The organism is Pseudomonas sp. SAS7 (genome assembly GCF_052112345.1).
Taxonomy (GTDB): Bacteria; Pseudomonadota; Gammaproteobacteria; order Pseudomonadales; family Pseudomonadaceae; genus Aquipseudomonas; species Aquipseudomonas putida_Q.
In genome coordinates this window covers 246,592-270,864 of sequence record NZ_JBEGGO010000001.1, presented here as the reverse complement: position 1 = coordinate 270,864, position 24,273 = coordinate 246,592, and the positions used below count along the sequence as shown (strand labels likewise).

Annotated in this window: 26 protein-coding genes and 3 pseudogenes; 14 read left to right on the top strand and 15 right to left on the bottom strand. The window is 58.2% G+C overall.

The annotated features are described in order from the left end of the window. Positions 1-99: 99 nt before the first annotated feature. The gene (locus tag ABI582_RS01295) at positions 100-345 is read right to left on the bottom strand and encodes a hypothetical protein (RefSeq protein ID WP_442118148.1); all 246 of its coding nucleotides are present in this window, start codon (positions 343-345) and stop codon (positions 100-102) included. On the opposite strand from ABI582_RS01295, the gene dapA reads away from it, so the two are divergent. After that, positions 344-1,213: a 4-hydroxy-tetrahydrodipicolinate synthase gene (dapA, locus tag ABI582_RS01290; RefSeq protein WP_442118147.1), complete on the top strand. Its 870-nt coding sequence runs from the start codon at positions 344-346 to the stop codon at positions 1,211-1,213. The genes ABI582_RS01295 and dapA overlap by 2 nt on opposite strands. 206 nt (positions 1,214-1,419) lie before the next feature. Here the strand turns inward: dapA and ABI582_RS01285 are convergent, their stop codons facing one another. Continuing rightward, positions 1,420-1,620 carry a hypothetical protein gene (locus tag ABI582_RS01285; protein ID WP_306378836.1) on the bottom strand — a complete coding sequence of 67 codons (201 nt, stop codon included), beginning with the start codon at positions 1,618-1,620 and terminating at the stop codon, positions 1,420-1,422. Between the two features lie 148 nt (positions 1,621-1,768). Between ABI582_RS01285 and ABI582_RS01280 the strand changes: the two genes are divergently transcribed. Beyond that, entirely contained in the window at positions 1,769-2,113 is a 345-nt protein-coding gene (locus tag ABI582_RS01280) for a hypothetical protein (RefSeq protein WP_442118146.1), read from the top strand. A 4-nt stretch (positions 2,114-2,117) separates the two neighbouring features. Here the strand turns inward: ABI582_RS01280 and ABI582_RS01275 are convergent, their stop codons facing one another. Beyond that, on the bottom strand, positions 2,118-3,353 hold the full coding sequence (locus tag ABI582_RS01275; protein ID WP_442118145.1) for an MFS transporter: 1,236 nt from the start codon (positions 3,351-3,353) through the stop codon (positions 2,118-2,120). Positions 3,354-3,454: 101 nt separating this feature from the next. Between ABI582_RS01275 and ABI582_RS01270 the strand changes: the two genes are divergently transcribed. Beyond that, positions 3,455-4,423: an AraC family transcriptional regulator gene (locus tag ABI582_RS01270; RefSeq protein ID WP_442118427.1), complete on the top strand. Its 969-nt coding sequence runs from the start codon at positions 3,455-3,457 to the stop codon at positions 4,421-4,423. Positions 4,424-4,495: 72 nt separating this feature from the next. Here ABI582_RS01270 and ABI582_RS01265 read toward each other — a convergent pair whose 3' ends face one another. After that, positions 4,496-4,939, bottom strand: coding sequence for a MarR family winged helix-turn-helix transcriptional regulator (locus tag ABI582_RS01265; RefSeq protein ID WP_338747014.1), 444 nt, complete (start codon positions 4,937-4,939; stop codon positions 4,496-4,498). 80 nt (positions 4,940-5,019) lie between these two features. Here ABI582_RS01265 and ABI582_RS01260 point away from each other — a divergent pair, with 80 nt between their 5' ends. Further along, positions 5,020-6,186, top strand: a complete 1,167-nt coding sequence (locus ABI582_RS01260) for an aminotransferase-like domain-containing protein (protein ID WP_338747015.1) — start codon at positions 5,020-5,022, stop codon at positions 6,184-6,186. A gap of 75 nt (positions 6,187-6,261) precedes the next feature. Here the strand turns inward: ABI582_RS01260 and arsH are convergent, their stop codons facing one another. Genes arsH through ABI582_RS01240 form a run of 4 tightly spaced genes read right to left on the bottom strand, consistent with a single transcriptional unit; the run spans position 6,262 to position 9,126 of the window. Then, positions 6,262-6,963: an arsenical resistance protein ArsH gene (arsH, locus tag ABI582_RS01255; protein WP_338747016.1), complete on the bottom strand. Its 702-nt coding sequence runs from the start codon at positions 6,961-6,963 to the stop codon at positions 6,262-6,264. Between the two features lie 12 nt (positions 6,964-6,975). Next, on the bottom strand, positions 6,976-7,446 hold the full coding sequence (locus ABI582_RS01250; RefSeq protein ID WP_442118144.1) for an arsenate reductase ArsC: 471 nt from the start codon (positions 7,444-7,446) through the stop codon (positions 6,976-6,978). 27 nt (positions 7,447-7,473) lie between these two features. After that, positions 7,474-8,757: an arsenic transporter gene (locus ABI582_RS01245; protein WP_442118143.1), complete on the bottom strand. Its 1,284-nt coding sequence runs from the start codon at positions 8,755-8,757 to the stop codon at positions 7,474-7,476. A gap of 21 nt (positions 8,758-8,778) precedes the next feature. Continuing rightward, positions 8,779-9,126, bottom strand: a complete 348-nt coding sequence (locus tag ABI582_RS01240) for a metalloregulator ArsR/SmtB family transcription factor (protein WP_442118142.1) — start codon at positions 9,124-9,126, stop codon at positions 8,779-8,781. Positions 9,127-9,352: 226 nt separating this feature from the next. On the opposite strand from ABI582_RS01240, the gene ABI582_RS01235 reads away from it, so the two are divergent. Continuing rightward, positions 9,353-10,858 carry an amino acid permease gene (locus tag ABI582_RS01235; protein ID WP_338747020.1) on the top strand — a complete coding sequence of 502 codons (1,506 nt, stop codon included), beginning with the start codon at positions 9,353-9,355 and terminating at the stop codon, positions 10,856-10,858. A gap of 325 nt (positions 10,859-11,183) precedes the next feature. Here the strand turns inward: ABI582_RS01235 and ABI582_RS01230 are convergent, their stop codons facing one another. The 3 genes from ABI582_RS01230 to ABI582_RS01220 all read right to left on the bottom strand — a co-directional run bounded on the left by ABI582_RS01230 (position 11,184) and on the right by ABI582_RS01220 (position 15,175). Next, positions 11,184-13,592 (bottom strand): TonB-dependent siderophore receptor, encoded by a 2,409-nt coding sequence (locus tag ABI582_RS01230; protein WP_442118141.1) that lies wholly within the window; start codon positions 13,590-13,592, stop codon positions 11,184-11,186. A gap of 81 nt (positions 13,593-13,673) precedes the next feature. Beyond that, the gene (locus ABI582_RS01225; RefSeq protein WP_442118140.1) at positions 13,674-14,672 is read right to left on the bottom strand and encodes a FecR domain-containing protein; all 999 of its coding nucleotides are present in this window, start codon (positions 14,670-14,672) and stop codon (positions 13,674-13,676) included. Further along, complete coding sequence (locus tag ABI582_RS01220; protein ID WP_338747023.1) at positions 14,669-15,175, bottom strand: sigma-70 family RNA polymerase sigma factor; 507 nt, start codon at positions 15,173-15,175, stop codon at positions 14,669-14,671. The genes ABI582_RS01225 and ABI582_RS01220 overlap by 4 nt, the downstream gene beginning before the upstream one ends. Before the next feature lie 290 nt (positions 15,176-15,465). Here ABI582_RS01220 and ABI582_RS01215 point away from each other — a divergent pair, with 290 nt between their 5' ends. Beyond that, positions 15,466-15,840: a hypothetical protein gene (locus ABI582_RS01215; RefSeq protein WP_442118139.1), complete on the top strand. Its 375-nt coding sequence runs from the start codon at positions 15,466-15,468 to the stop codon at positions 15,838-15,840. A 73-nt stretch (positions 15,841-15,913) separates the two neighbouring features. Here ABI582_RS01215 and ABI582_RS01210 read toward each other — a convergent pair. After that, positions 15,914-16,024 (bottom strand): annotated as a pseudogene (locus ABI582_RS01210) (GNAT family N-acetyltransferase); the annotation flags it as partial. Positions 16,025-16,032: 8 nt separating this feature from the next. Between ABI582_RS01210 and ABI582_RS01205 the strand changes: the two are divergent. The 3 genes and pseudogenes from ABI582_RS01205 to ABI582_RS01195 form a co-directional block, all read left to right on the top strand. Further along, the gene (locus ABI582_RS01205; RefSeq protein WP_442118138.1) at positions 16,033-16,617 is read left to right on the top strand and encodes a TonB-dependent siderophore receptor; all 585 of its coding nucleotides are present in this window, start codon (positions 16,033-16,035) and stop codon (positions 16,615-16,617) included. Further along, a complete protein-coding gene (locus ABI582_RS01200; RefSeq protein WP_442118137.1) occupies positions 16,589-17,470 on the top strand; it encodes a TonB-dependent siderophore receptor in 882 nt (293 codons plus the stop codon). Before ABI582_RS01205 ends, ABI582_RS01200 begins: the two co-directional genes overlap by 29 nt. Further along, positions 17,388-18,017 (top strand): annotated as a pseudogene (locus ABI582_RS01195) (oxidoreductase); the annotation flags it as partial. The gene ABI582_RS01200 and the pseudogene ABI582_RS01195, both read left to right, overlap by 83 nt. A 461-nt stretch (positions 18,018-18,478) precedes the next feature. On the opposite strand, the gene ABI582_RS01190 reads toward ABI582_RS01195, so the two are convergent. Continuing rightward, complete coding sequence (locus tag ABI582_RS01190; RefSeq protein WP_338747050.1) at positions 18,479-18,883, bottom strand: MerR family transcriptional regulator; 405 nt, start codon at positions 18,881-18,883, stop codon at positions 18,479-18,481. Positions 18,884-18,955: 72 nt separating this feature from the next. Here ABI582_RS01190 and ABI582_RS01185 point away from each other — a divergent pair, with 72 nt between their 5' ends. The 4 genes and pseudogenes from ABI582_RS01185 (at position 18,956) to ABI582_RS01170 (ending at position 22,095) form a co-directional block, all read left to right on the top strand. Continuing rightward, on the top strand, positions 18,956-20,020 hold the full coding sequence (locus ABI582_RS01185) for an SDR family oxidoreductase (RefSeq protein ID WP_442118136.1): 1,065 nt from the start codon (positions 18,956-18,958) through the stop codon (positions 20,018-20,020). A gap of 206 nt (positions 20,021-20,226) precedes the next feature. Next, positions 20,227-20,553, top strand: coding sequence for a hypothetical protein (locus ABI582_RS01180; RefSeq protein ID WP_442118135.1), 327 nt, complete (start codon positions 20,227-20,229; stop codon positions 20,551-20,553). Then, positions 20,546-20,754: pseudogene (locus tag ABI582_RS01175) on the top strand (AAA family ATPase); the annotation flags it as partial. The gene ABI582_RS01180 and the pseudogene ABI582_RS01175, both read left to right, overlap by 8 nt. Before the next feature lie 600 nt (positions 20,755-21,354). Next, a complete protein-coding gene (locus ABI582_RS01170; RefSeq protein WP_442118426.1) occupies positions 21,355-22,095 on the top strand; it encodes a sensor histidine kinase in 741 nt (246 codons plus the stop codon). Between the two features lie 169 nt (positions 22,096-22,264). Here ABI582_RS01170 and ABI582_RS01165 read toward each other — a convergent pair whose 3' ends face one another. Together ABI582_RS01165 and ABI582_RS01160 are read right to left on the bottom strand one after the other, a co-directional pair. Next, a complete protein-coding gene (locus ABI582_RS01165; RefSeq protein WP_019472176.1) occupies positions 22,265-22,624 on the bottom strand; it encodes a cupin domain-containing protein in 360 nt (119 codons plus the stop codon). Beyond that, the gene (locus ABI582_RS01160; RefSeq protein ID WP_442118134.1) at positions 22,621-23,214 is read right to left on the bottom strand and encodes a GNAT family N-acetyltransferase; all 594 of its coding nucleotides are present in this window, start codon (positions 23,212-23,214) and stop codon (positions 22,621-22,623) included. The genes ABI582_RS01165 and ABI582_RS01160 overlap by 4 nt, the downstream gene beginning before the upstream one ends. A 264-nt stretch (positions 23,215-23,478) precedes the next feature. Between ABI582_RS01160 and ABI582_RS01155 the strand changes: the two genes are divergently transcribed. Then, entirely contained in the window at positions 23,479-23,964 is a 486-nt protein-coding gene (locus ABI582_RS01155; RefSeq protein ID WP_442118133.1) for an AAA family ATPase, read from the top strand. Positions 23,965-24,273: the final 309 nt, after the last annotated feature.

The window sequence follows — 24,273 nt, the reverse complement described above, 5'->3', positions numbered from 1 at the left end:
CATCTGCCTGACTGGTAACCATACCGCACATCGGGATGCTCTACCTGGGCAACACAAGGTTGACATCTGGTCCGCCGCCCCACCATTATCCAGCCATACCTACGCAACGGGCCTTCTCATGATGTCCACATTCAACCGCGCCATTTCCGCTTCGGGCTTCATTGCCCTGGCAGGGGCGTGCGTTGCCGTTGCCAAGAAATCCAAGAAACAGCCGCTCATCTGACCGAGGCGCGCTGTCTCGTCAGATGGGCTGACGAGACAGAAGGCGCCAGGTATCCCTGCCAGACCACTTCGACTCTTCATCCCCTGACGCTGACTTTCGGTCAACATCAGGAGTTTTTGCATGTCGAATTTCCGTGGTATCTGGATCGCCCTCGTCACACCCATGCGCGCCAATGAAGTTGACTTCGCCGCCCTGGAACAGCTGGTGAAGAAGCTGCTCGAAGACGGCGTGGCCGGTTTTGTGGTGTGCGGTACCACGGGGGAGGCGGCGGCACTGTCCAAGGCCGAGCAGCTGGCTGTGCTGGATGCCGTGCTGGCCTGGGTGGCGCCAGGCCAGGTGGTGATGGGCCTGTCGGGTTACAACCTGCGTGAGTTGCTGGCCTTCCAGGCCGAAATCCAGCGGCGTGACATTGCTGGGCTTCTGGTACCGGCGCCTTGCTACATCCGCCCTTCGCAGGCCGGCATAGAGGTCTTCTTCAATACCGTAGCGGATGCCGCCAGCGTGCCGTTGATCGTATACGACATCCCTTACCGCACCGGCGTGCGCATCGAGCGCGAAACCTTGCGCCGGATCGTGCGCCACCCCCGTATCGCGGCAGTCAAGGACTGCAGCGGCGACAGCGAAACCACCATGGCCTTGATCCAGGACGGTCATGCCCAAGTGCTGGCCGGTGAAGACCTGCAGATATTCAACAACCTGTGCCTGGGCGGTGCAGGGGCCATTTCGGCTTCGGCCCATGTGCATACGCACCTTTACGTGCGGATGCTGCGGCAGGTGGATAGCGGCGACTGGGCGGCTGCGCGTGGCACGTTCTACCAGTTGCTGCCCTGGATCAGGATGGCCTTTGCCGAGCCCAACCCGGCCGTGGTCAAGGCGGCATTGCAGTTACAGGGCTTGATGACTGACGAGCTGCGCGAGCCGATGCAGCCTTGCACTCAAACGACCAGAGACAACCTGCTGGCGGTGCTGGCGCTACCCGATGCCCTGTAGGCGATGGCCCAGCCTTTGGCTCCCACGAAAAAGCCAGGCATCAGCCTGATACCAGTCAGTTAAGCAATTGGGGCCCCGATGCGGCCCTTCGCGGGCTCGCCCGCTCCCACAGGTTGTGTGCTCGGTGCGCTATTACGTTCTGTGGGAGCGGGCGAGCCCGCGAAGGGCTGCAAAGCAGCCCCAATAATGCTGGGCAGTTTTTACTATCAGAAGTCTTTGCTTACTGCCGTTTGTGGGTGGGCTTGTTGCTGCTGTTGTTTGGCCTGTACCTGGGCGATCTGCGGTTTCTGCTCGGCCGCATCATTGCCCCACAGGCGAGCTTGCTCCGCCAGGAAGTTCTGCTTGAACTGTTCAGCCCGTTGGGATCCGTCTTCAGCATGCACCGCGCCGGCCAGGCCAAGCAGCACACTACCTGCGCGGGAGGGCTATGTTAAATCCCTCGCACTTAACAGATAGAACGACAGCCTGGAGCAAGCGAACTTTCGCGTCCACCGCGAGAAACAGAAAGCGGATGATGCCCTGAAGGCGTTGTTTGACCAGGAGGCGAAAAAAGCCGTGGAAGTCCGTGAAAAGGCTGAAGCCAGCACGCGATTTGTGCGTGCGGCCTACCACGGCACCATGCAACCCTTGGCCTCGATTGCCTCCCTGGCGTACGTCGGCGAGCGTATGGTCGAACAGGGCCAGCATGAACGCCTGATGGAGATCTTCCACGATATCGAAGTGTCCGGGCGGGAAATCAGCGCCCTGTTCACCGGCCTGCGCGAAGTGTTTACCAGTGGCGAGTCGCAACCGGCCATCGAGCCGTTTTCCCTGAACGCGCTGTTGACCGAGCTAGACTCGCTGCACCAGCCGTTGGGGCAAGCCAAGGGCCTGCGCCTGAAAAGCCGCTTTGAGAGCTAAGTTCTCAATGGCGTGCGGACCCGTTCAGCAAAGCGCCATCTACCGAAGGAACTTGCACACGCAGTGCAATAAGCAACGCGGCCAGCAGCATCAGCACGGCCGCCGCCATGAATACGCCTGCGCTGCCTCCGAGGCTGAACATTGCCCCACCAGCGGCTGCGCCTGTGGCGATGGCCGACTGTACAGACGCTACCACCATGCCCCCGGCGCTTTCCGCCTGGTCAGGGACCGCGCTGGCGACCCAGTTCGACCACGCCACCGGCACACCCCCAAAGGCCAGGCCCCAGACCGCCAGCAGTAAGGCCTGCCCTGGCACCGACGCCGGCAGCAGGACCAGGGCCAGTGCCGCAACGCCCACCAGCGCGGGCATCAACACCAGGGTGGCCAACGGGTGACGAGTAAGCATCCACCCGGCCACCAATGTGCCGACAAAGTTCGCCACACCAAAACCCAGCAACATCAGCGACAGCCCCTGCGGGCCAATGCCGGTCGTACCTTCGAGGAATGGCCGAACATAGGTGAACATCGCGAAGTGGCCGCTGTGCACCAGCACACAACCGAACATCCCCATAGCAATGCCTGGACGCTGCAACACCTCAAGCACCGTGCGCAGGCGTGCCGGCCGACGCGGCGCAAGGCTCGGCAGCGTGAGTGCCTGGAAAGCCAGGGTCACCACACCCACCGCCGTCGCTGCAAAGAACGCGCTGCGCCAGCCATATAGCCCACCCAGATAACTGCCCAGCGGGACCGCAACCACCGTCCCGATGGCGATGCCACTGAAAATGATCGAGAGTGCGCGCGGTAACAAAGCCCCCGGCACCAAACGCATCGCCACCGCCGCCGCCATGCTCCAAAACCCGCCAAGCGCGATGCCCAGCAAGATACGCATCAACAACATCACCGCGAAACTGGAGGCAACGGCGACCAACAGATTGGAAGCGATCATCAACGTGGAAAAACCCAGCAACACCCAGCGGCGATCGATACTGCGAGTCAGGCCTGGCACCAACAGGCCGGCGAACAGCGCCACCACGGCTGTCACCGTTACCGCTTGGCCAGCCAGCGCTTCGGATACCCCCAACTCGGTCGCCATGGGCGTCAACAGGCTGGCCGGAAGGTACTCAGCGGTCAGCAAGCCAAACACGCCCATGGCCAACGAGAATACAGCCATCCACGCGGGGGTTGCAGGTTCTGCATCCGGCCCGGCGCCGGGTACGGCCTTGCATACAAGGTCAGTCATTGCACGGATCTCCCAATCTTCAATTGACCCGTAGTCTAGGCGCGAGAATTTGGATGATCTATGATCTAAAAACTCAATTTTTTGACCAAAACACCTGGATAATGCCGAAAGACCCATTTTCCCTTTCTTCCGATCTCATCAACGAGCTGTTGCGCGGCATGCGCCTGCGCGGTGTCGACTACCGGCGTATCCAAGCGGGCCCGGCCTTCGGCTTGGGCTTCGCTGGCAAACCCGGGCATGCCTGGTTCCACTTCCTGGCGGTCGGCAACGCGGTGCTGCGCATGGAAGACGGGACAACCTATGCGCTGTCCGCCGGTAACGCCGTCTTCATCTCCCATGGTGCGGCCCATCAATTGCTCTCGCATACGCACGTGCCCGTGCAGGAAATTGACCTTCTGGACGGCGAGCCTCTCGGCGACGCCGTCAGCGCGGTGAATACCGGGACCGATGCCGGCCCCATGCCGACCACGCTTTTTTTCAGTGGATGCATGGAGTTCGAATTAGGCAGCCTCCATGGCCTTGGCAAGCTGATGCCGGGCCTGATGCTGATTGATGCGGGTGGCCAGCGGTACCCCGGGCTGGTGCCTATTCTCACCACCATGGAGCGCGAAGTCAGCGCTGCACGCGTCGGTTTCGCCGGCATCCTCGCGCGATTGGCTGACGTGGTCGCCGCCATGGTCGTTCGAGGTTGGGTCGAGTGCGCCTGCGGTAACGCCTCCGGCCTGGTTGCGGCCCTGCGCGATCCGCGGCTGGCAGGTGCACTTTTGGCGCTGCATCAACAACCGGGCCGCGACTGGACCGTCGAGCAGTTGGCGGAGCAATGCAATACGTCCCGCTCGGTCTTTGCGGAGCGTTTTCAATTGACGATTGGCATGACCCCGCTGCGCTACGTCACCGAAGTGCGAATGCGGCTTGCCAGCCAGTGGCTGACGCTGGAAAGGTTGCCTATTGAAGAGGTCGCGCAGCGTTTGGGTTATACGTCTCAGGCGGCGTTCAGTCGGGCGTTCAAGCGTGTTACGGGTAAGACGCCTGGGTTGAGTCGGAGGTTGAGGCAGTCGGCTGCCATCTGAAGCTGAGTGGAATTAGGGCAAGGGCCATAATGGGCGGCTTTGGCATTATGCGCATGTTCCGGGCATCCGGGTTCACGTTGAATGTTGTATCTTGCCCAATGCCGCATTAACAGCCAGCCATCCCGCTACTGCCGCCTCTCCGGCCTCACCGAATGCCCGCTCAAGCAGCTTTACTTGTTCACGTCGCAGCATTTGCTCAAGTCGCGAGCCTTCTTTGGTCAGCTGAAGCAAACGCATCCGTTTGTCGGTGTGCGATGCCGCGCTGTCCACTAATCCCATCTCTGCCAATTGCCGTAGCGGTATGTTCAGCGCCTGCTTGGTCACGCCGAGCAGGGCCAGCAGCTCCTTGACGCTGAGGTGCGGGTGCCGGGCTATGAAAAAAACGATCCTCTGATGCACACGGCCCAAGCCCCTGCGCTCAAGCATCTCGTCGGCCTTGGTGGTGAACGCCTGATAGCCAAAGAAAAACGCTTCCATGGCCTGCTGCTGTGCTTCCTGGTTTTTTAGGTCAATCATGTTGACTTATTCTCGACGAGCGTTCTACTTTAGGTAAAGGAGTTTGACCTATATTGTTCGCGCTTGGCCAGAGGTGATCCATGGCATTTTCTGAACGTGTTTCGCGCCTTAAAAGCTCTTTGATTCGTGAAATTCTGGCCGCCGCGCAGCGCCCAGGGATGATGTCTTTTGCAGGGGGCCTGCCGGCAGAGGAGATGCTGCCCTCTGTGGACTGGGCTGAAATGCCCACCAGCATGGGCCAGTACGGGATGAGCGAGGGTGAGCCGATGTTGCGTGAGGCGCTGGCCAGGGAAGCCCGGGCGTTGGGAATCAAGTGCGAGGCTAGCCAAGTGCTGATTCTCAGCGGCTCGCAGCAGGCTCTGGACCTGACATCAAAACTGTATATCGACAAAGGGACGCCGGTGTTGCTGGAAGCCCCTACTTATCTGGCTGCGTTGCAAAGCTTCCAGTTCTTCGGTGCGCACTGCCTTTCGCTGCCGATGGAGCGCGATGGCCCGGATCTGGAGTCGTTGCGCGAACTGCTGAGCCAGAACCGCCCGGCGTTCATCTATCTGATTCCAACGTTTCAGAACCCGTCGGGGCTGCGCTACAGCGACAGAAAAAGGGACGAAGTCGCGGCGCTTCTCGATGAGTTCAACGTCACATTGATCGAAGATGAGCCGTATCGAGAGCTGAGCTTCGACGGCGTCGCGGCCATGCCGGTTGTCAGCCGTCTGAACACCACCAGCTGGATTTATACCGGCACTGTGTCCAAGACCTTGCTGCCCGGCTTGCGGGTTGGGTACCTGATTGCCAGCCCCGACCTGTTCCCGCACTTGCTGCGGCTCAAGCAATCGGCGGACCTGCACACCAGTCGGGTTGGGCAATGGCAGGTGCTTCAATGGTTGGAAACAGAAAGGCTTGAGCGTCATCTTGAAGCGTTACGCCGCTATTACCGGGGTCGTCGAGACGCTTTCCAGGCCGCATTGGAGACGCACTTCGCCGACCTGGCCGAGTGGCAGATGCCAGAGGGAGGGTTGTTCTTCTGGTTGACGCTCAAGCACCCCATCGATACCCGGGCATTGCTCGAACCGGCATTGGCGGCCAATGTGGCGTTCATGCCCGGAGAGCCCTTCTTCCCAGAGCCTGACAAACATCCAGGGCACCTGAGGCTGAACTTCAGCCATGTTGCTCCCGACAAGCTGGATGAAGGCCTGAAGCGTTTGGCGGACGTCCTGCGTCAGGCACTGATCCAGCAGGCGGCCTGACGATCGCTAATGGGTCGAAATCGGCAATTCACGACAGGTCGCTTTTGACCCATAGCGGACATTCCGGGCACACCCTCAGATCGAGCGCTGGTTCACACGGGCAGAGAGTTGCTCGGCGTTTTCCTTGCGTTCCGAATAGCGATCCGCCAGGAATTCCTGGCGATCACGCAGCAGGACGGTGAACTTCACCAGTTCCTCCATCACATCCACAACGCGATCGTAGTACGGCGAAGGCTTCATACGCCCGGCGTCGTCGAACTCCAGGTAGGCCTTGGGTACCGAGGACTGGTTCGGGATGGTAAACATCCGCATCCAGCGCCCGAGCACGCGCAGTTGGTTGACCACGTTGAACGACTGCGAGCCGCCACACACCTGCATGACTGCCAGGGTCTTGCCCTGGGTGGGGCGAAGCGCTCCCAGCGCCAAGGGGATCCAGTCGATCTGTGCCTTGAAAACCGCAGACATCGCACCATGACGCTCTGGAGAGCACCACACCTGGCCTTCCGACCACTGCACCAGATCACGCAGTTCCTGCACCTTGGGGTGGTCGACAGGTACATCGTCAGGCAGCGGCAGGCCCGACGGATTGAACACCCGCGTTTCTGCACCGAAGTGCTCCAGCAGGCGTGCGGCTTCTTCCACCAGCAAGCGACTGAAAGAGCGTTCGCGGGTCGACCCATATAGCAGCAGGATGCGCGGTTTGTGCACGCTGGAACGGGTTGCCGCTGGCGATACATCGAACAGGGCAAGGTCGAGATTGGGCAGTTGCTCGGACATGTTTCCTCCTGCTTAAAGGGTACCGATGCGATCCAGCTCATGCTTGAGCTGCTCATGGTCGAGGTTATCGAAAGGCAGTGCGAAGAATGCTTGGCAGCGTGACTCGATCCGGGCCAGCGTGGCGCGGAACGCAGCGTCTACCGACGGCATATCACCCACGACATCGGACGGGTCCTCCAGTCCCCAGTGCGACTTCAGTGCAGGGCCGAAATACACCGGGCAAGCTTCGCCGGCAGCCTTGTCGCAAACGGTGATGACAATGTCAGGAGGGCAACCCTGGAACGCGTCATTGCCCTTGCTGCTCAGCCCTTCAGTAGAGATGCCCGCATGCTGCAAGGTGATCAGGCTGCGAGGCAGCACCTGGCCTTTCGGGAAACTGCCGGCGCTGACGGCTTCAAATCCGTGAGGCGCCAGGTGATTGAACATGGCCTCGGAAAGGATGCTGCGGCAGCTGTTGGCCGTGCACATGAACAGGACTCGCATGGGGGCTCCTCCGCTTCGTGGCGGATGTCAGAGGCTCAGGCGCAATGCCAGGGCCGAAAGGGTGATCAACAGCACCGGTAGCGTCAGCAGGATGCCGACCTTGAAGTAGTAACCCCAGGTGATGCGCATGCCTTTGCGCTCCAGCACATGCAGCCAGAGCAGGGTGGCGAGGCTGCCAATGGGTGTGATTTTCGGGCCGAGGTCGCAGCCGATGACGTTGGCGTAGATCATCGCCTCGCGCACCAGCCCTTGCGCCTCGCTGGCCTGGATCGACAAGGCGCCGACCAGCACGCTGGGCATGTTGTTCATGACCGAGGACAGCAATGCAGCGATCAACCCGGTGCCGATGGCGGCAGCCCACAGCCCTTGCTGCGCAAGTCGGTTGAGCAAGTGGGTGAGCATATCGGTGAGGCCGGCGTTCTTCAGCCCGTAGACCACCAGGTACATCCCAAGAGAAAAGATCACCACCTGCCAAGGCGCTTCGCGCAGCACACGACGGGTGGAGATGCGGTGCCCGCGAGCGGCGACGGCAAAAAGGATTGCCGCACAAGTTGCAGCGACCGCACTGATCGGGATACCCAGTGGTTCCAGGGCGAACAGGCCGATCAGCATCACCAGCAGCACCCAGCCACCGACATTGAAGGTAGCGCGGTCATGAATCGCCTCGCTTGGCGTCTTCAGGGCCGCGACCGTGTACTGCCTCGGGATATCACGACGGAAGAACACGAACAGCACCAGCAGGGTTGCAGCCACGCTGGCGAAATTCACCGGCACCATCACCGAGGCGTATTCGCTGAAGCCCAGCCTGAAGTAGTCGGCCGAGACAATGTTCACCAGGTTGGAGACTACCAGCGGCAGGCTCGCCGTGTCGGCGATGAAGCCAGCGGCCATGACGAAGGCCAGCGTTGCGGCGGGCGAGAACCTTAGCGCGAGCAGCATCGACATGACGATGGGTGTGAGGATAAGCGCCGCACCATCGTTGGCGAACAGCGCCGACACGGCAGCACCGAGCAGGACGCAGAAGGCGAACAGGCGGTAGCCGCTACCGCCTGCCCAGCGGGCCACGTGCAGTGCGGCCCACTCGAAGAAACCGGCCTCGTCCAGCAGCAGGCTGATGATGATGACGGCGATGAAGGTGGCGGTGGCATTCCAGACAATGGCCCACACGGTCGGGATGTCGTGCAGCGAGACGGCACCCGCCGCCAGGGCAATGAGGGCACCGAGCGCGGCACTCCAGCCAACGCCAAGCCCTTTCGGTTGCCAGATGACCAGGATGAGAGTGAAAACAAAGACTGCAATGGCGACCAGCATGAAGATCTCGCTCGATGTTGATCAGCAGCAGGCAGCGTCACGGACGGGGCGGCCGTCCATGTTCTTCAGCCGAAGAGAGTTGTCGGCCAACCATTGCGAATTTGCCTGCAAGGTCACCTGCAACATTTCATGCACCCAGGCTGGCAGCTCGGGGTTTAGACGGTAATACACCCATTGCCCCTGGCGGCGATCCAACAGCATGCCATTGCTGCGCAGCTGTGCGAGGTGGCGGCTGATCTTGGGTTGGCTGTCGTTCAGCGCGCACATCAGTTCGCAGACACATAGCTCACCGAGACTGACGATCAGCAGGGTGGCGCGAGCACGGGTCTCGTCGGACAGGCTTTTGAACACATCAGGTGGTGTAATCATGGCTGCACCAATTAATATGGAAATTCGAATATACGAATTTCCATATGTTTTGTGCAAGGACATCAGGACTGAACGTGCGCAATGGGTCGGACGCGGACGCTCGCCAACGGCAACTCGCCAGCCAAAGCTGTTGTAACACGCTGATTTCGGCCGAGAACTGCTTTTGGTTGGATCAATCGGCGAGCATCGTCTTTAATCAGCGAGTCGAACGTCAAGGATAGACCTGATGAGCGCGCCTACCGAAGGAAAGCTCAATGCCGTAGCGCTGACTGCACTTGTCGTGGGCTCCATGATAGGTGCAGGAATTTTCTCGCTACCTGCGACCTTTGCAAGGTCCACAGGTGGTTTGGGCGCAATCATTGCCTGGACAATCGCTGGCGTCGGGATGCTGATGCTGGCATTCGTCTTCCAGAACCTCGCACGCCGAAAACCAGAGTTGGACTCCGGCATCTATGCGTACGCAAGAGCGGGCTTCGGCAACTACCTTGGCTTTGCCTCTGCGTTCGGCTTCTGGGCCGGCACATGCATCGGAAACGTTTCTTACTTTATTTTGATCAAGTCCACACTGGGCAGCTTCTTTCCAGTATTCGGCGACGGCAATACGCTTGCCGCAATCGCTGCATCATCCGTGCTGCTGTGGGGGTTTCACTTTCTCGTCCTTCGAGGGGTGCAGCAGGCTACGGTGATCAACACGGTTGCTACCATCGCCAAGATGATTCCCATCGTGGTTTTCGTCGTGGTGCTCGTCGCGGCCTTCGACCGCAATCTGTTCATGCTGAACTTCTGGGGTGACGCCCTCACGGTCACGTCGCCCGACCTCGCGCATCCAGACGATTACGGCCGCGTGGGTCATGCGGCAGTCGAGGCCGCGCAGGCTGCCGACGGCTCACTGTTCGAGCAGGTGCGCGCCACTATGCTGGTCACTGTATTTGTGTTCTTGGGCATCGAAGGTGCCAGCGTCTACTCACGCTACGCAGCCAATCGCAAAGATGTCGGCGTTGCGACAGTACTGGGATTTTTGGGCGTGTTATGCCTCCTGATGCTGATCACCCTGCTGAGTTACGGGGTGATGCTTCGCCCCGAACTTGCCGACTTGCGCCAACCTTCCATGGCCGGAGTACTGGAGGCGATCGTGGGGCGCTGGGGGGCAATCTTCATTAGCGTTGGTTTGCTTGTGTCGGTGCTAGGGGCCTACCTGTCCTGGACCTTGCTGGCGGCAGAGGTGCTTTTCTCGGCAGCCCATGATAAGGCAATGCCGCAATTCCTGAGCCGTGAAAATGCCCACAAAGTACCCGCTGCCGCACTCTGGCTGACAACACTGCTGGTGCAGTTCTTTCTGGTTTTGACGTTCTTCACCGAGTACGCGTTTACTTTGGCACTGGAATTGACGAGTTCGTTGACGCTGGTTCCGTACCTTTTGGTGGCAGCGTATGCGCTCAAACTCGCCAGAGCCCGCGAAACATACGTGCTGGATCGAGGAACTCGCGCGAAGGATCTGGTAATCGCCGTCCTGGCGACGGCCTATGCACTGCTCATGCTGTATGCGGGAGGTTTGAAGTACCTACTGCTATCTGCGGTGATTTACGCGCCGGGCACGTTGCTCTACATAAAGGCCCGGCGTGAACAAGCCTTACCTGTTTTCAACGGCGCTGAGCGTTTCATTTTTGTGGCCACCGTGGCAGGGGCGATCGTAGCTTTACATGGGCTGGTTACGGGATGGATTACGCTTTGAAGCCCACGACTACCACGACCGCCAGTGGCGGGGCGCCGAACTGGCCCTTGACGCCTGGATCGATGGCAGCGCAACTACATGGTGACCTTGAAGGGTAGTTTCTGACAGCTCCTGCCCTGCCAATGTCACTGCCAGCGGTTGCATGCAACCGCCTATGACTCATCCAGGGCATGTTTGGATTGCTCCGCCCAGAACCTCTGAACGCCGGCGTGGGCCCACACTCTCCCGAGCCATCGATTCCAATGGTGCCGATTGCCCATGGATTTGCGGGCGTCGATACTGGATTGAAACAGATGGCTCCGGTTCAGCACGAAGCGCGTGAACGTCAGAAGTTGTACTTGAGACCCGTCATGATGTTTCTTGGAGCACCGTACATACCGTGGTCACCGGCATAGCTGAGGTATTCACGGTCGAACACGTTGTTCAGATTGACGGACGCACTTAGATGCTGGTTGAAGTCGTAGCGAGCCAGGAGGTTGGTGACGGCGTAGTTACCCTGAGTGAAGGTGTGCAGGTCGGCACCGGTTTTGCTCTGCCAGTTCACACCGCCGCCAAGGGTGAGCTTGTTCAGAATCCCCGGCAGGCGATAGCTGGTGAAGGTCTTGAGACTGTGGCGAGGCAAGGTGGTAACGATACGCTGGTCGTCAGCGTCAGTGCTGACGGCATAAGCATAACCGGCAGATGCCTGCCAGCCTTCGGCCAGCTCTCCGTCCAGGGTGAATTGAACGCCTTTGGTAGTGGTTCCCTGTTCCGACTTATACGTGTTACCGCCTGGAGTATCGATCCAGATCGCCAGGTTGTCCTGCTCGATCTTGAACAGCGCGACGCTGGAGTTCAGCTTGCCGTCGAAGTGGCTGCCCTTGACGCCGACTTCATACCCGGTGCCCTCCATCGGATCCAGTGGTTTGTTGTCGATGTCGCGAACCCAGGACGACTGTGGGTTGAAGATTTTCGTATAACTGGCATACAGCGACCACGTATCGTTGACGTCATACACCACGCCAGCATACGGAATGTAGACGCCGGTTTCCGACTCCTTGGTCTTGGTCTGCTCGGCGTTGTAGGGTTTATCCTCGATGTCACGATGCCAATCGATCACGCGGCTACCCAGCAAGACACTGAGATTGTCGGTGGCGTGCAGGCGCGTAGCGAGATAAGCGGCGTATTGGGTTTCGTCGACAGTGGATTTGCCAGTGACGTCGAATTCCGGTTTGAGCGAGCCGCCGTTCCAGTTCAGCAGGTTGTCGATCGCGCCAGCCGGAGAGCCGGAATAGTCGTATTTCCAACCGCCGTAGCTTGGCACGTTCTCGTAGTAGTTGGACAAGGTTACGCCGGCGATCAATTCGTGCTCGCGGCCCAACAGACCGAACGGGCCGGTCAGGTAGGCATCGATGTTGTTCTGGCGTGGGATGCCGGAGAAGCGCACTGGCAACTGTGTGGTGCCGCTCCCGTCCGGGTTGAGGCTGCCGTTGACGTAGTTGAAGACTTCATCAAACTTGTTTTCGGAGTGGGTCAGCTCGATCTTTCCGCTCCAGCCATTAACGAACTGCTGTTCGATCGAGGTGAAAAAGCTGGTTTGTTCATGGTCGTTGTAAGACCACGTTTGAGCCGAATTGAGCGAGCGTTTGAGGTTGGTGCGAGACCCGTCGGTAAAGCGGGTCGGCAGGCCGGAGCGCATGGGCGAGTCAACGTCTGTGCGTTGATAACTGAAGCCCATCGTCAGCAGGGTGTCTTCAGTCAGGTCGAACTCGGTAATGCCGTAGATCAGCTGCGAGTCCTGCTTGTAGCGGTCTACCCATGACTGCTCGGTCTTGAAGTCGGCGACCAGACGACCGCGTACGTTGCCGGTTTCGGTCAGCGGGCCAGATACATCAAAGCCGGTTCCGTAGCGGTCCCAGTTACCAGCTTCTGCGGTGACGCTGGCCTGAGCCTCGGAGGTAGGACGTTTGCGGATCAGGTTGATCGTCGCTGAAGGGCTGCCCAGGCCGCTGATCAGGCCGGTAGCACCGCGCACCACCTCCACCCGGTCATACATGGCCATGCTCTGGGTGTAATTGTCCATGCGCTTGACGGTGGGCACACCATCGATTTCAAAGTTCTGAACCTCGAAGCCGCGCGAGAAGTAACCATCGGATTCGGCACCCAGCCCGTCGCGCAACACGATGATGCCCGGTGTGGCATCGAGGGTATCGCTTAGATTGGTCAGGCGCTGGTCATCCAGGCGCTGGCGGGTCATGACGGTCAGCGACTGCGGGGTCTCTTTGGGGGTCAGGTTCAGACGGGTCGAACTGCTGGATGAGTAGGTGGTGTAGAGCCCGGTACCTTCTGTAGTAGACCCGGGTGCTTTGCCCGAAATTGAAATGCTTTGAAGCTCCAGCGCGGTTGAGGCCGGCGCTCGCTGGAGGATGTATCGCCCATCCGGCTGGCGCACCGCTATGAGCTGGCTGCCCTCAAGCAGCGCGTGTAACGCACCGTCGACCGTGTAATCACCCTTCAAGGCAGAGCTGTTTTGTCCGGCAATCAATTCATTGGGAAACGACAACAACAAATGGGCTTGCTGGCCCAGGTGATTGAGCGCAGTGCCCAGCGGGGCCGCGGGGATTTCGTAGTGTTGCACGCTGCTATCGGCGGCTGCCCACACTGGCGATGAACTGGCAATCAGAACCGCCGCGGCGCAACCCAGGGTGCTGGCGAGCGGGGTTGCGTAGCACGACGAAATACTGCGGTGATGCATGTGAAGTTCCCCGATGTTTTTTGATGTATGGCCTATAAGTCTCGCCAGAAATCAAAACGGCTCATCGAAGACGAAAAAAGTTCAAACGGTTGCCGGCAAGGCGCGCAAGTTGACCCATAGGCGAGTGAAACGCTGGACATCCAGTTTCAGCGTCTGGGCAACGGCATCGATGATTCGATCGCTGTCTGCCAGCGGGAAGGTGCCCCATACACGCAGGTTTGCCAATGCGGGGTCGCACCCGAGATGCCCATGACGATACCGACCCAGTTCATCCAGGAAAGCCCGGAGCGGTTGGCCGTTGGCGACGATCATGCCTTCTGTCCAGGCCGCAGCGTTTGCTTGCAGTGCATCCTGATCCAGCAGCCCGAGCGGCCCGAAACGAGCCAGTTGCCCTGCCTGCAAGGAAGTCCACGTGCTCGCTTTTGCCGGGTTTACCTGAAGTGAGCCACGATAGACCGCCAACTGAGTCGAACCATTGTCCAACTGGCGTACCGTGAAGCGCGCCGAGGACGCCTGCGCGCGGATCTGAGGGGCTTCGATGGAAAGTGTCTGGGTCAAAACCGTGTCGACGAGGATCTCGCCGCTGAGCAATCGAAGGTGCCAGCTATGATCTGTATGACGAACATTTATCGCGCTGCGGGTATTGAGATCAAACGACAGATTGGCATTCAGCGCGACGCGTCGCTGCTCGCCAACGCCCGTGGCGTAATCGGCGTTCAAGCGCGAAACCACTTCGCTGTCTCTGGCCAACCAGGCACCCGCGCTTGTGGTCAGCAGCAAGGCCAGGCCCTTGATGGCACGTCGTCTGCTCAGCCCTTCCTGAGAAGAAAGCAACAGGGCCTGTCGGGCAAGGTTTGGATCGCCTCGGGTGCGCAATGAGTCCAGCTGCGCAGCCAGGGCCAAGGCCTTCTCCCAGGCCAGTTCATGCAAGGGGTGTTCACTACGCCATGCCATGAAAGCGGCCTGTGCGGGTGAATCGAAATTGGCTTCCTGCATATCGAGCCACCACGCCATCGCCTCCTCATACATTTGCTGTGATGGCGTGGGTTCTCGGGTAAACGCGCTTTCGGTGATCGTCATTCCAGCGCTTCCGTCACCAGCATGCACTGCGCACCTGCCTTGATGATGTGGCGCTTGACGGTAGCGATTGAAATACCCAGCCGCTCGGCAATTTCCCCGTGGCTCAGCCCATCCAGTTGCGACCAGAGGAATGCCTTTTTGACGGCGACATCCAACTGACAGAGTGCTTCGTCGAGTCGAACCAGCGTCTCGAAAATAATCAATTGGGTCGCCAGGTCCGGCAGCACGTTTTCGTCTTCCGTCTGGATCGCATCCAGATAGGCTTTTTCCAGGCGTGTGCGGCGGTAGTGGTTTGACAGGACACTGCGTGCCACCTTGGCCAGGAAAGGCCGAGGCTGGCGGACTTCAATCACCTCGTTACTGGCCAACAGACGCATGAAGGTGTCCTGCATCAAATCAGCAGCGCGGTGTGAGCAGCTCAATTGCCGATACAGCCAGCTGCGCAACCAGCGGTGTTGCTGTTCGTATAGAGCAGTGAACTGAGCGGTATCGACGGATGCCATTGGCGGCCACAAGAACGATGCAAATGAGACTTAGTATCATATGTGACTATTGGGCTGCCGACAAGGACACAGAATGCCTGCTTTGGGTCGATTAGCGACGGTCTGATCTCGACCGTCGCTATGCATTGTCGAACCTCAGTCTGTTCCGCCATCTCCAGAGCGTCATCGACCTCAATACACAAATATCGAACGGTGCTCTCCAGCTTTGTATGGCCGAGCAGCAGACTGTGGACAGCTCCCCGTTCAGCCCCATACGCTGTGTAGTCTGAATACAATTTTCTCAGGGGGTCATGATGCTGATACTTGCCATTGATCGAGACAGCGTCCACGCGGGTGACGATCTGATCAGCCATGCCAACTCAGTCAAGCTGGATCCGACTGCAACATTGCGTACAGCGTTAGAAGCCATACAGACCATGCACTACCTGCCCAGCATAAGTGGAGATGAAGCTACCTGGATTATCTGCGCGTCAGGCCAACCAATTGGTGTTCTCGCACAGCAATGGGAGGCGCCCAAACTGGTGTTACCAATTGAGAGCCCAGTGACGCAGGTTTTTGGAGAGGATGAACCTCTCCTTTTTTTCTTTAGATACTGGTGCCAAACAGATCCTCACGTTGTTTTCTCACGCATCGCAGCAGGAGAAGTGTTGGCTTTCCGTTATTAGGTTCCCAGTTGAAGAAGCAGCCGGATGTCTGCTTACCCATAGCGGACACGCCGCTAGTAGGTAACTCTGGGGATCAGTTTCCGATCCAGAGCATTGTCTGAACCGTAATATGCGGATGACTTTCTAACGGTTCCCATTCATCCAAGCGGCGTAGATACCAAGTTCTACTCCCGTGGTTTCGAGGTCACCAGCGTGCAGACTGACGGCGGTGCTCCGGCGATCCGCCAGCAGAACTATCAGTCGTTGCCAGACATGGCCATGTATGACCATATCGAGATCCTGCGAGGCTCTGATGGCCTGTTCAGCGGGACCGGTGAGCCTGGCGGCACCCTCAATCTGGTGCGTAAGAAGCCATTGGCGTTCAACCAGCTCAAGACCAACATCTCGGCGGGCAGCTGGGACAACTATCGCCAGGAGGTCGATGTCACCGGGCCGCTCGGTTTAGATGGTCGCTTGCGTGGGCGAGGTGTGGTCGCCGTCGAAGATCGCGATTATTTCTACGACACCACCAACAGCAACAAAGAAATCTACTATGGGATCCTTGAAGCCGACCTCACACCGGATACGCTGCTGACGTTTGGCGGCAGTCACCAGTGGCGCAAGATAAAGGGTTACTGGGACAGTGGACTGCCTCGGTACAACACTGGCGACGACATTGGTTTGTCCCGCGACACATCACTGGGCGCGGACTGGTCCACAGCAAACTACGAAACCAACGAGCTGTTGGTCAAACTGGAGCACGCCTTCAATGAAGACTGGAAGGTCAACGGCAGTTAATACACGTTACAGCCAAGACATCACCCAGAACATCGGCCAGGCAACCGGTACCCTCGACAGCACGACTGGAAGAGGCTCGCTGTTCTCACGCTGGGGGCGCAATTACACCATTGACCAAGACCTTTACGACGCCAACGTCTCCGGGCGCTTTCGTGCATTCGGCCTGGAGCACGAGGTGCTGTTCGGTATCGACCATCAGGAAACCCGGCGCGGTTTCGAGTCATTCCGTCTAGGCATGGCCAACATCCCGGTCGACCCACGTCAGGACGACATCAGCAATCAGCCTGAAGGTGCCATGCCCGGGATGTACATCAACTTCCCCGCGTGGAACCAGCGCAAGAGTGGCGCTTACGCGACCCTGCGCGCGCAGTTGGCCGAGCCGTTGAAACTGATCGTTGGCGCACGTTACTCGGATTACGACGACAACATCACCAGCGTGACCCCATCCGATGGCAAGGTTTACCCAACTGGCGGCAAGGAAAGCGGGGTGATCACCCCGTTCGGTGGGCTTGTCTACACCCTGAACGAGCAGTGGTCGCTGTACACCAGCTACAGCCAGATCTACACCCCGCAGACCAATTACCTGGGCACCGATCACCAGTCTCTCAAGCCGATGACCGGCGACACTTACGAGCTAGGTACCAAAGCTGAGCTGTTCGACAAGAAAGCCAATCTCTCGCTTGCGGTGTACTACACCAAGCGCGAGAACGAGGTCATGCTGCTCAACGCCGAAACCGTGATCGGCAACCCATGCTGCTATGAGGCCGGTGGCAAGATCGTCAGCAAAGGCTTCGATGCCGAGATCAGGTTTCGATGGTATCGAGATCCATGGTGCCAACGGGTATTTGCTTGATCAGTTCCTGACTGACTACACAAATCATCGTAATGACCGTTGGGGAGGGGGGCTGCGAGACCGTATGAACCTAACCCTTGAAGTTGTGAGAGCGGTAAGGCTGGCAGTCGGAACGTTGCCGGTGGGTGTAAGAATCTCGCAGAGTAAGGTCAACGACTTCGATCATAAATGGGCTGAGGGTGAGCAGGCTGCGGAGGTCATCTTTGGTTCACTGAGTGACGCGGCCGTCGACTTCATTCACGTCACTGAACATCAAGCCTGGAAACCGGCATTCATTAATGGCCACAGCAGTCTTGTATCGTTGTCACGTCGCTATGCTCCAGAGATAGCTTTGATTGCAAACGGGGACCTGCACAGGGCAGAGCACGCCTCATCCGTGCTGGAAGAGGGCGCCGACATCATCGCAATAGGTAAGGCTGCGCTGGCAAATCCCGATCTACCTCGACGATTCGCCAACACACAACGCTTGAATGAGTTCGATCCCTCGATATTAGGGCCAATCGCTAACATCAAGAACAGCGAACTGGTACCGGATTCACGAAAATGACTAAAGGGCCGGTGTGCGCTTTGGGCTGCTGGCCGCTCACTACCGGGGGCATTGGGTCTCGAAACGCCGCATGGCCTCAGGATTCTGTAGCCCAGGTGGTGTGCTATCTGTACTGGGTGAATAGTCACTGACGCGGCAGCAGCAGCCCGTCGCTGCAACGCTGGCCTTGGCTCAATGTTGCGGCGATGAGATTGCTTGGACGTTTCCTTGACTAATTTTTCACATCGCTTGGGAGACATTACCACCATCCCTACGTGTGATAGACCTTGCCCGCCTAGCAGCGGGCTTTCTTTTGCCTGCAACCTCACCTCGCCCGCATACCTTGGCCGTAGCTCGTTCACCACTGGCAGATTTTCACCTGAGTCCGCGGCTGATTGGCTTGGCCGTGCCGAGTAACGACCCTCAGCGCTAACTTCACGAAAGAGGGAGTAAAACGCGTTGAGAGCAAAGGATGGACAGTGCTATGGCTTCGACGCATGCCCAGGGAGGGGAGGGTAAGAAATAGTCAGTCCCTGGGCTATGGCACTGGCTTCAAGCTTCACACGCTCTGCATCGAGAAAACCATACGTGGCTTGCAGAGTGCTGATCTTCGCTTGAATTTCAGCCATCTTGCTGGCGACCAGGGCAGCGCCTTGTGCGCAATCGATGGTATTACCCCGTTTGGCGGCGAGGATTTCGCCGATTGCCGAGAGGGAAAAACCCATGCTTTGGGCATTCTGAATAAAACCCAGATCGACAACCGTCTGATCGCTGTAGCTGCGGTAGTTGTTGGCCTGCCGCTGGGCCACGATAAGCCCGAGTTTTTCGTAATAGCGCAATGCATGGCGGCTAATTCCACTTCGGCGCTCCAACTCTCCAACGTTCACAGTAAATTCCCTTGACTGTAGAGCAGACTCTACACCTTAGCCTGCACCCATCATCCAAACAAGGAGTCAGGCATGAGTGTGGAATGCTTCGTTACCGGCGGCACTGGGTTTGTGGGTCAACATTTGCTGGCCCGTCTTACTGCGACAGGACACAAGACCTGGGTACTTATGCGCAGCCCTGAAAACATTGGGCGGCTCAGACAACAAGTGGAGCAACTGGGCGGTAACCCTAGATATGTTCATGCCGTTGAGGGCGACATGAGCAGGGAGGCGCTTGGGCTCAGCGAGGCAGACAAGCAGCGCGTGTCTTCGGCCGCTGTGGCCTTTCACCTCGCGGCGCAATTTACCTGGGGGCTAAGCATGGAGCACGCCCACGCAGTCAATGTGCAGGGGGCGCTGAGGGTCGCCAGGCTTACGGCAAACCAGCGCATTCGATTACTGATGGTGGGCGGCTACATGCTGCAAAACCTTACCCACCTTGCCAGTATCGGGGTTGATCATGAGCGCCCTGAAAACACAAACTGGCCCGCAGTCTACGACCGGGTGGGTGGCTACGAAGGCAGCAAGCTTGAGTCCCATTTCGCAGTTACGCGCTACATGCAGGAAGCGGGCGCCGATTACACGGTCGTTCATCCTGCTACGGTGTGTGGCCACAGTGAGAGTGGGCACATCCTGGAAGGACAACCCCTGGTCGAACTCATTCGAAATCTGGCACAAGGCAGGTTCAAAGCTGTCCCCGGTTCCCCCGAGCACTGGTTGCCAGTGGTCAGCGTCGACTATCTGGTGGCGATGATAACCTGCGTGGCGTTCGACCCCTTGATGGCCAACCAGCAGGTGCTGGCACTCTATGAGCGCACGCCCCATTTGCAGGAAATGCTTGGCCAGCTGGCAAAAATGCTGGAGGTCAAGGCACCCCGCCGCCATGTAGCGATAGGTTTGCTTCGCTGGCTTTTGTCGATTCCTGGACTGGCGGCCCGATTCGCGATCAGCGCCGAATCATTGAATTTCATTCAGGCGCAGCGCTTCGATATGCGCCATAGCAAGCAACTGGAACAAAGGTATCAGCTAACGCATCCCGACATGACACGCACCTTGGAGAACACAGTGCGATACGTTAAGGGTTACTTAATCAACTGAAAGCAATCAGTCATGCAATCTTCGATGAGGTTGCAGGGCCTTATGTTCGGTGAGGCCCAAACCTATCAGTAGCAATCATTTGCGCAGTGGGCTTTTGACTCATGGGGCATCATGCCAAGTGGGTTCCTTGAAGGATCAGGGCTTGGGACAGCGCCGAGCTTGATTTGTTCTGCGCCGTCTCCATCAGGGTGCACAAGGACGGTCCCATGATTCCTGTCTCCATGCCGGCCATGCTGCTCGGCTACATGATCTACCTCTTTTCCGAAGTCTTTCTCTGGTTGCTGATCGCCTGCCTGCTGGCACTGCTGATCCCCGTTGCCGGCGCTATATGCTGGCCAGGCGTTGGCGCTTCGGCATTCTCATGGTGCTGCTGGCTGCAGGCAGCGGACTGTATGTCCAGTTCATCTACGAGCATTGGCAGGACTGGCGTGCGCACAATCCCCGCCTTGAGCACGAGCAAGTGCTCGGTGACCTGGTGCTTCCGGCCGGTACGCGGGTCCATTTGCAAAACCTGGAGCCTTTCAACCGGATGACTGCCCGGAACTGCTGGCCAACCTGCCGGAGTTTTTCAGGTTCATGTGGCGGACGAAAACCTCGTCTCGCAAGGCGATGAAGCGATTCGTGGCGACGGTGCCGTGGGGTTTCGCGTGGTCTGCCTGCGGTCCAATCGGGAGACCGAGATTTTTCTCGCAAGCATGGGCACGCAGCCTGATGGGGTTGTGCAAGGTCGTTAGATGGCGGCGGGCGCCTGCCGCAATGGCGGATCAACTTGCAGCCTAGCCTGAAATGGGGGGGCTGATCGAGGTGACCGCTTTCGACCTATAGCTGCCAGCGATCCAAAGCTCTTTAGTCAGTACCGGCCTCATCGCCGGCAAGCCGGCTCCCACAGGAATATCACCGGCCTTTAGCCATGCGCTGTACCTGTGGGAGCCGGCTTGCCGGCGATGGGCCGTGAAGCGGCCCCGGTTACAGATGTCTGCTTTGGGTCGTTAGGGGCCAGTGGAGACCGACTGCGACCGACCCAGAGCTGCCGTTGGTGGATGGCAAGCCAAATTGTCATTTCTCGCATCCCTGCCAACCCAGCGGGCACCTGAATCGACCAACGCCTGCCACATAACTGGATCTGACAGACAGCCTCCTATATCGATTGTAACCGCATGCCCATGTTGACGGCGCTTACCCTGCGCGGGTTCATTGTCAAACGCTGGGCTTGCGCTTTAATGCCCATTTGTCATTCATCCAATCGGCGACTTGATGCCTTATCCGTCTGACCTCTCACATGACATTAGTACGATTGCCAAGATCGAGGCCGTTCCGCTGTTCAACTCGACGTTCTGGCGGACCTTGAGGCCAGAACGATTGAGCTGGTCAATGCAGCTGAGGCCGGCATTGTCCGGGAGCAGTTCATTGCCGCACTGGGGCATGACCTCCGTTCGCCACTGAGCGCTATCAGAATGAGCGCTGATTTACTGGAGGCCAGGCTGCCCGCCGGTCGCGAGCAGCAGCTTGCCATTGCAATACGACAAAGCTCGCAGCGGATGAATAACTTGATTGAAGATGTGCTGGATTTTTCTCGAGGAAAGCTGGGGGGAGGCATTCCGGTCAAACGGACTTTGGTGGACAACCTGGGTGACGTTTTTATTGCTGTCATCAATGAAATCATGACGAGTCATCCCCACGTCAAAATCCGTCAAGAGGTGATCATTTCACCTGGGGTCTTCTGTGATGCTGGAAGAATGGGGCAATTGCTTTCAAACCTATTGGGCAATGCCGTTGCTCATGGGGCGCGTGATCTTCCGATAGAGGTGATCGCAAGCATGCAAGAAAATCATGTAGTTCTGTCAGTGATGAACCATGGCCCAGAAATCCCCGACGTTTTGTTACCGCTACTGTTCCAGCCGTTCAAACGGTCAGCAGGTGGTGGTCGCGGGGAGGGGCTGGGGCTCGGTTTGTATATTGCATCTCAGATAGTAACGGGTCACAACGGGACGCTGTCAGTAACCTCTACGCCTGAGGACGGCACGCGCTTCGTCGCGACGTTCCCTGGCACCTTGGAGTGGACGAAAGAGCACTAGATGTGGGTCTCAGTGGCTAGGTGGCTTTGCCGAACGCTTGGTTCTATGCGCCACAGCGCAGCCATGAGGTAAAGGGCTGCTGTGGCCTGCCGAAGAACATTCGAGCGCCGCCAGAAGGCCAGCATGCACACTGGCTTTGCGCTGCGCTCGATGAAACGTCACCCGGTGCCTAATTTGCGGGCAAGAGGATCACGAAGTTCTTTTTCATGTCTTCCAGTACGGTCCATTTGCCCTTGGCGCCCGGTTCGATAATGAACGTGTCGCCAGCGGCCAGTGTGATGGGGGCGCAACCCTCAAGCTCGATGACGCAGCATCCACTCAAGACATGGCAGAACTCCCAAACTTTGTAGTCGATGCGCCACGCTCCAGTGCTGGCTTCCCATTCTCCGGAAATGCGACCTTGCTGTTCATCGTGATAATACTTGGAGGTCAGCGTATGAGGGGTGCCTTCCACGACCTCTTCAAAAAAAGGAAGGTCGCGCACCGGTTGGATATCCAGTTCGCGGAAGACGGTCAGCTTCTTGTTCATGGTTTTTTCTCGAGCACGTTGTGGGTAGGGCGATACATCAAATAGGCTTCACCGGTTACGCTCAGCATCGGGTGCGGAACGATCTGGCAGGTTTTAACAATTTGAAAACCGTGACGTTCGTAGAAGCGTCGTGCACCGTGGTTTTCTGCATAATCAATCAGGCATAGCCCATCCAGGCCAGAGTCCTCAGCGCGTTGCTGAGCGTGGCGAAGAAACTGGACGCCCAGCCCTTGGCTGCGCCAGGCTTCATCCAGGGCCAGGCTGGATATGTATAAGGTGTCGGGTATTTCCATGTCGGAATACGGCGCGAGGACCGGGTCTGTCTCGACAGGCCTGTCAGGGGTCTCGCGCAAGGCATAGCTATGCATCATGCCGATGACGCGCCCTTCGAAAATGGCCATCAGGCAGTTCTTGTAGGAAAAGTCGCCCTGTTCCCTGGCATAGCGAGACGTGCCGACACTCAGCAATGCTTCTCCCGGTGTTGCAAGTTTGCTCCATATGTAATCGGCCATGCCCTCCGATGTCAGTTGAAAGAAGCGCGCAATATCTTGCGCATCCGAGGCTTGAGCGGGTCTGAAGTCGATAAGCATGTACAGTGCTCCCAAGGGATCGGGTACCTGGTTTTCAAGGATTACGCCATAGGCAGACTGGCAGGTTAGGCGGATTCACCGGTTTCCATCATGCTCTTGGCGAACACCGTCAGCACGGCATGCGACGCTGCCCATGCTCAAAGGCAGATAGCCGGCTGAGGGCTCAGGCCTGGGGAATTGGTCGTGCAGTTCTAGCGGACGGCTCAGTGATTGCTTCGGCGCGTTTCAATGAGCATCATCAGACTTCGACAAGGAGACGTCTCTATGCCTAAACCCGTGCTACATCTGATCTCAGGGAAGATTGCATCCGGCAAGTCAACGCTGGCCAAAAGCTTGGCAGCTGAAGAATCAGCGATTCTGCTGAGCGAGGATCATTGGCTCTCACGGCTGTACCCTGGTCAGATCAAATCGATCAGCGATTATGTGCGCCTTGCACGTCAGATTCGGGAGGTGGTTGGCCCGCTTGTCATCGATATGCTGGGTGCTGGAGCGACTGTGGTTTTGGATTTTCCTGCCAATACACCTCAAGATCGACAATGGCTGCGCAGCTTGGCTGATGCAGCCGAGGCTGCACACTGCGTCCACTACCTTGAAGTGGACGATGATACTTGTCGAGGCAGGTTGCATCTTCGCAACCACCGTGGCGAACATGAATTTGCGGCGACCGACGCGGAGTTCGATCTGATCACAAGCTACTTTCGCGCGCCACGTGAGGAGGAAGGACTTCAGGTTGAAATCCGTCGACAATGAGCGGTCCATCGCCGGCAAGCGCGGCTCCCACAAGTCCAGCACTCGCCTGAAGGCTGGTGATATTGCTGTGGGGGCTGGCTTGCCGGCGATGAGGCCAGCACAGACGATCGAACCTTGAATGGGTGTCCATCAGGTATGACCGTCACATGACGACCCCATGTTGCAAGATCTCTATCTGATTGATTACTAATGATGATCTGAGGTCTTAGCTCAGCTTCCTTGAAATGGCCCTTGCGCTGGCCATTGCCTTCGATCATACGGCCTAGCGGGTGGTCGACGTATTCCAGCACGCACACCGGGCGGCAGTTC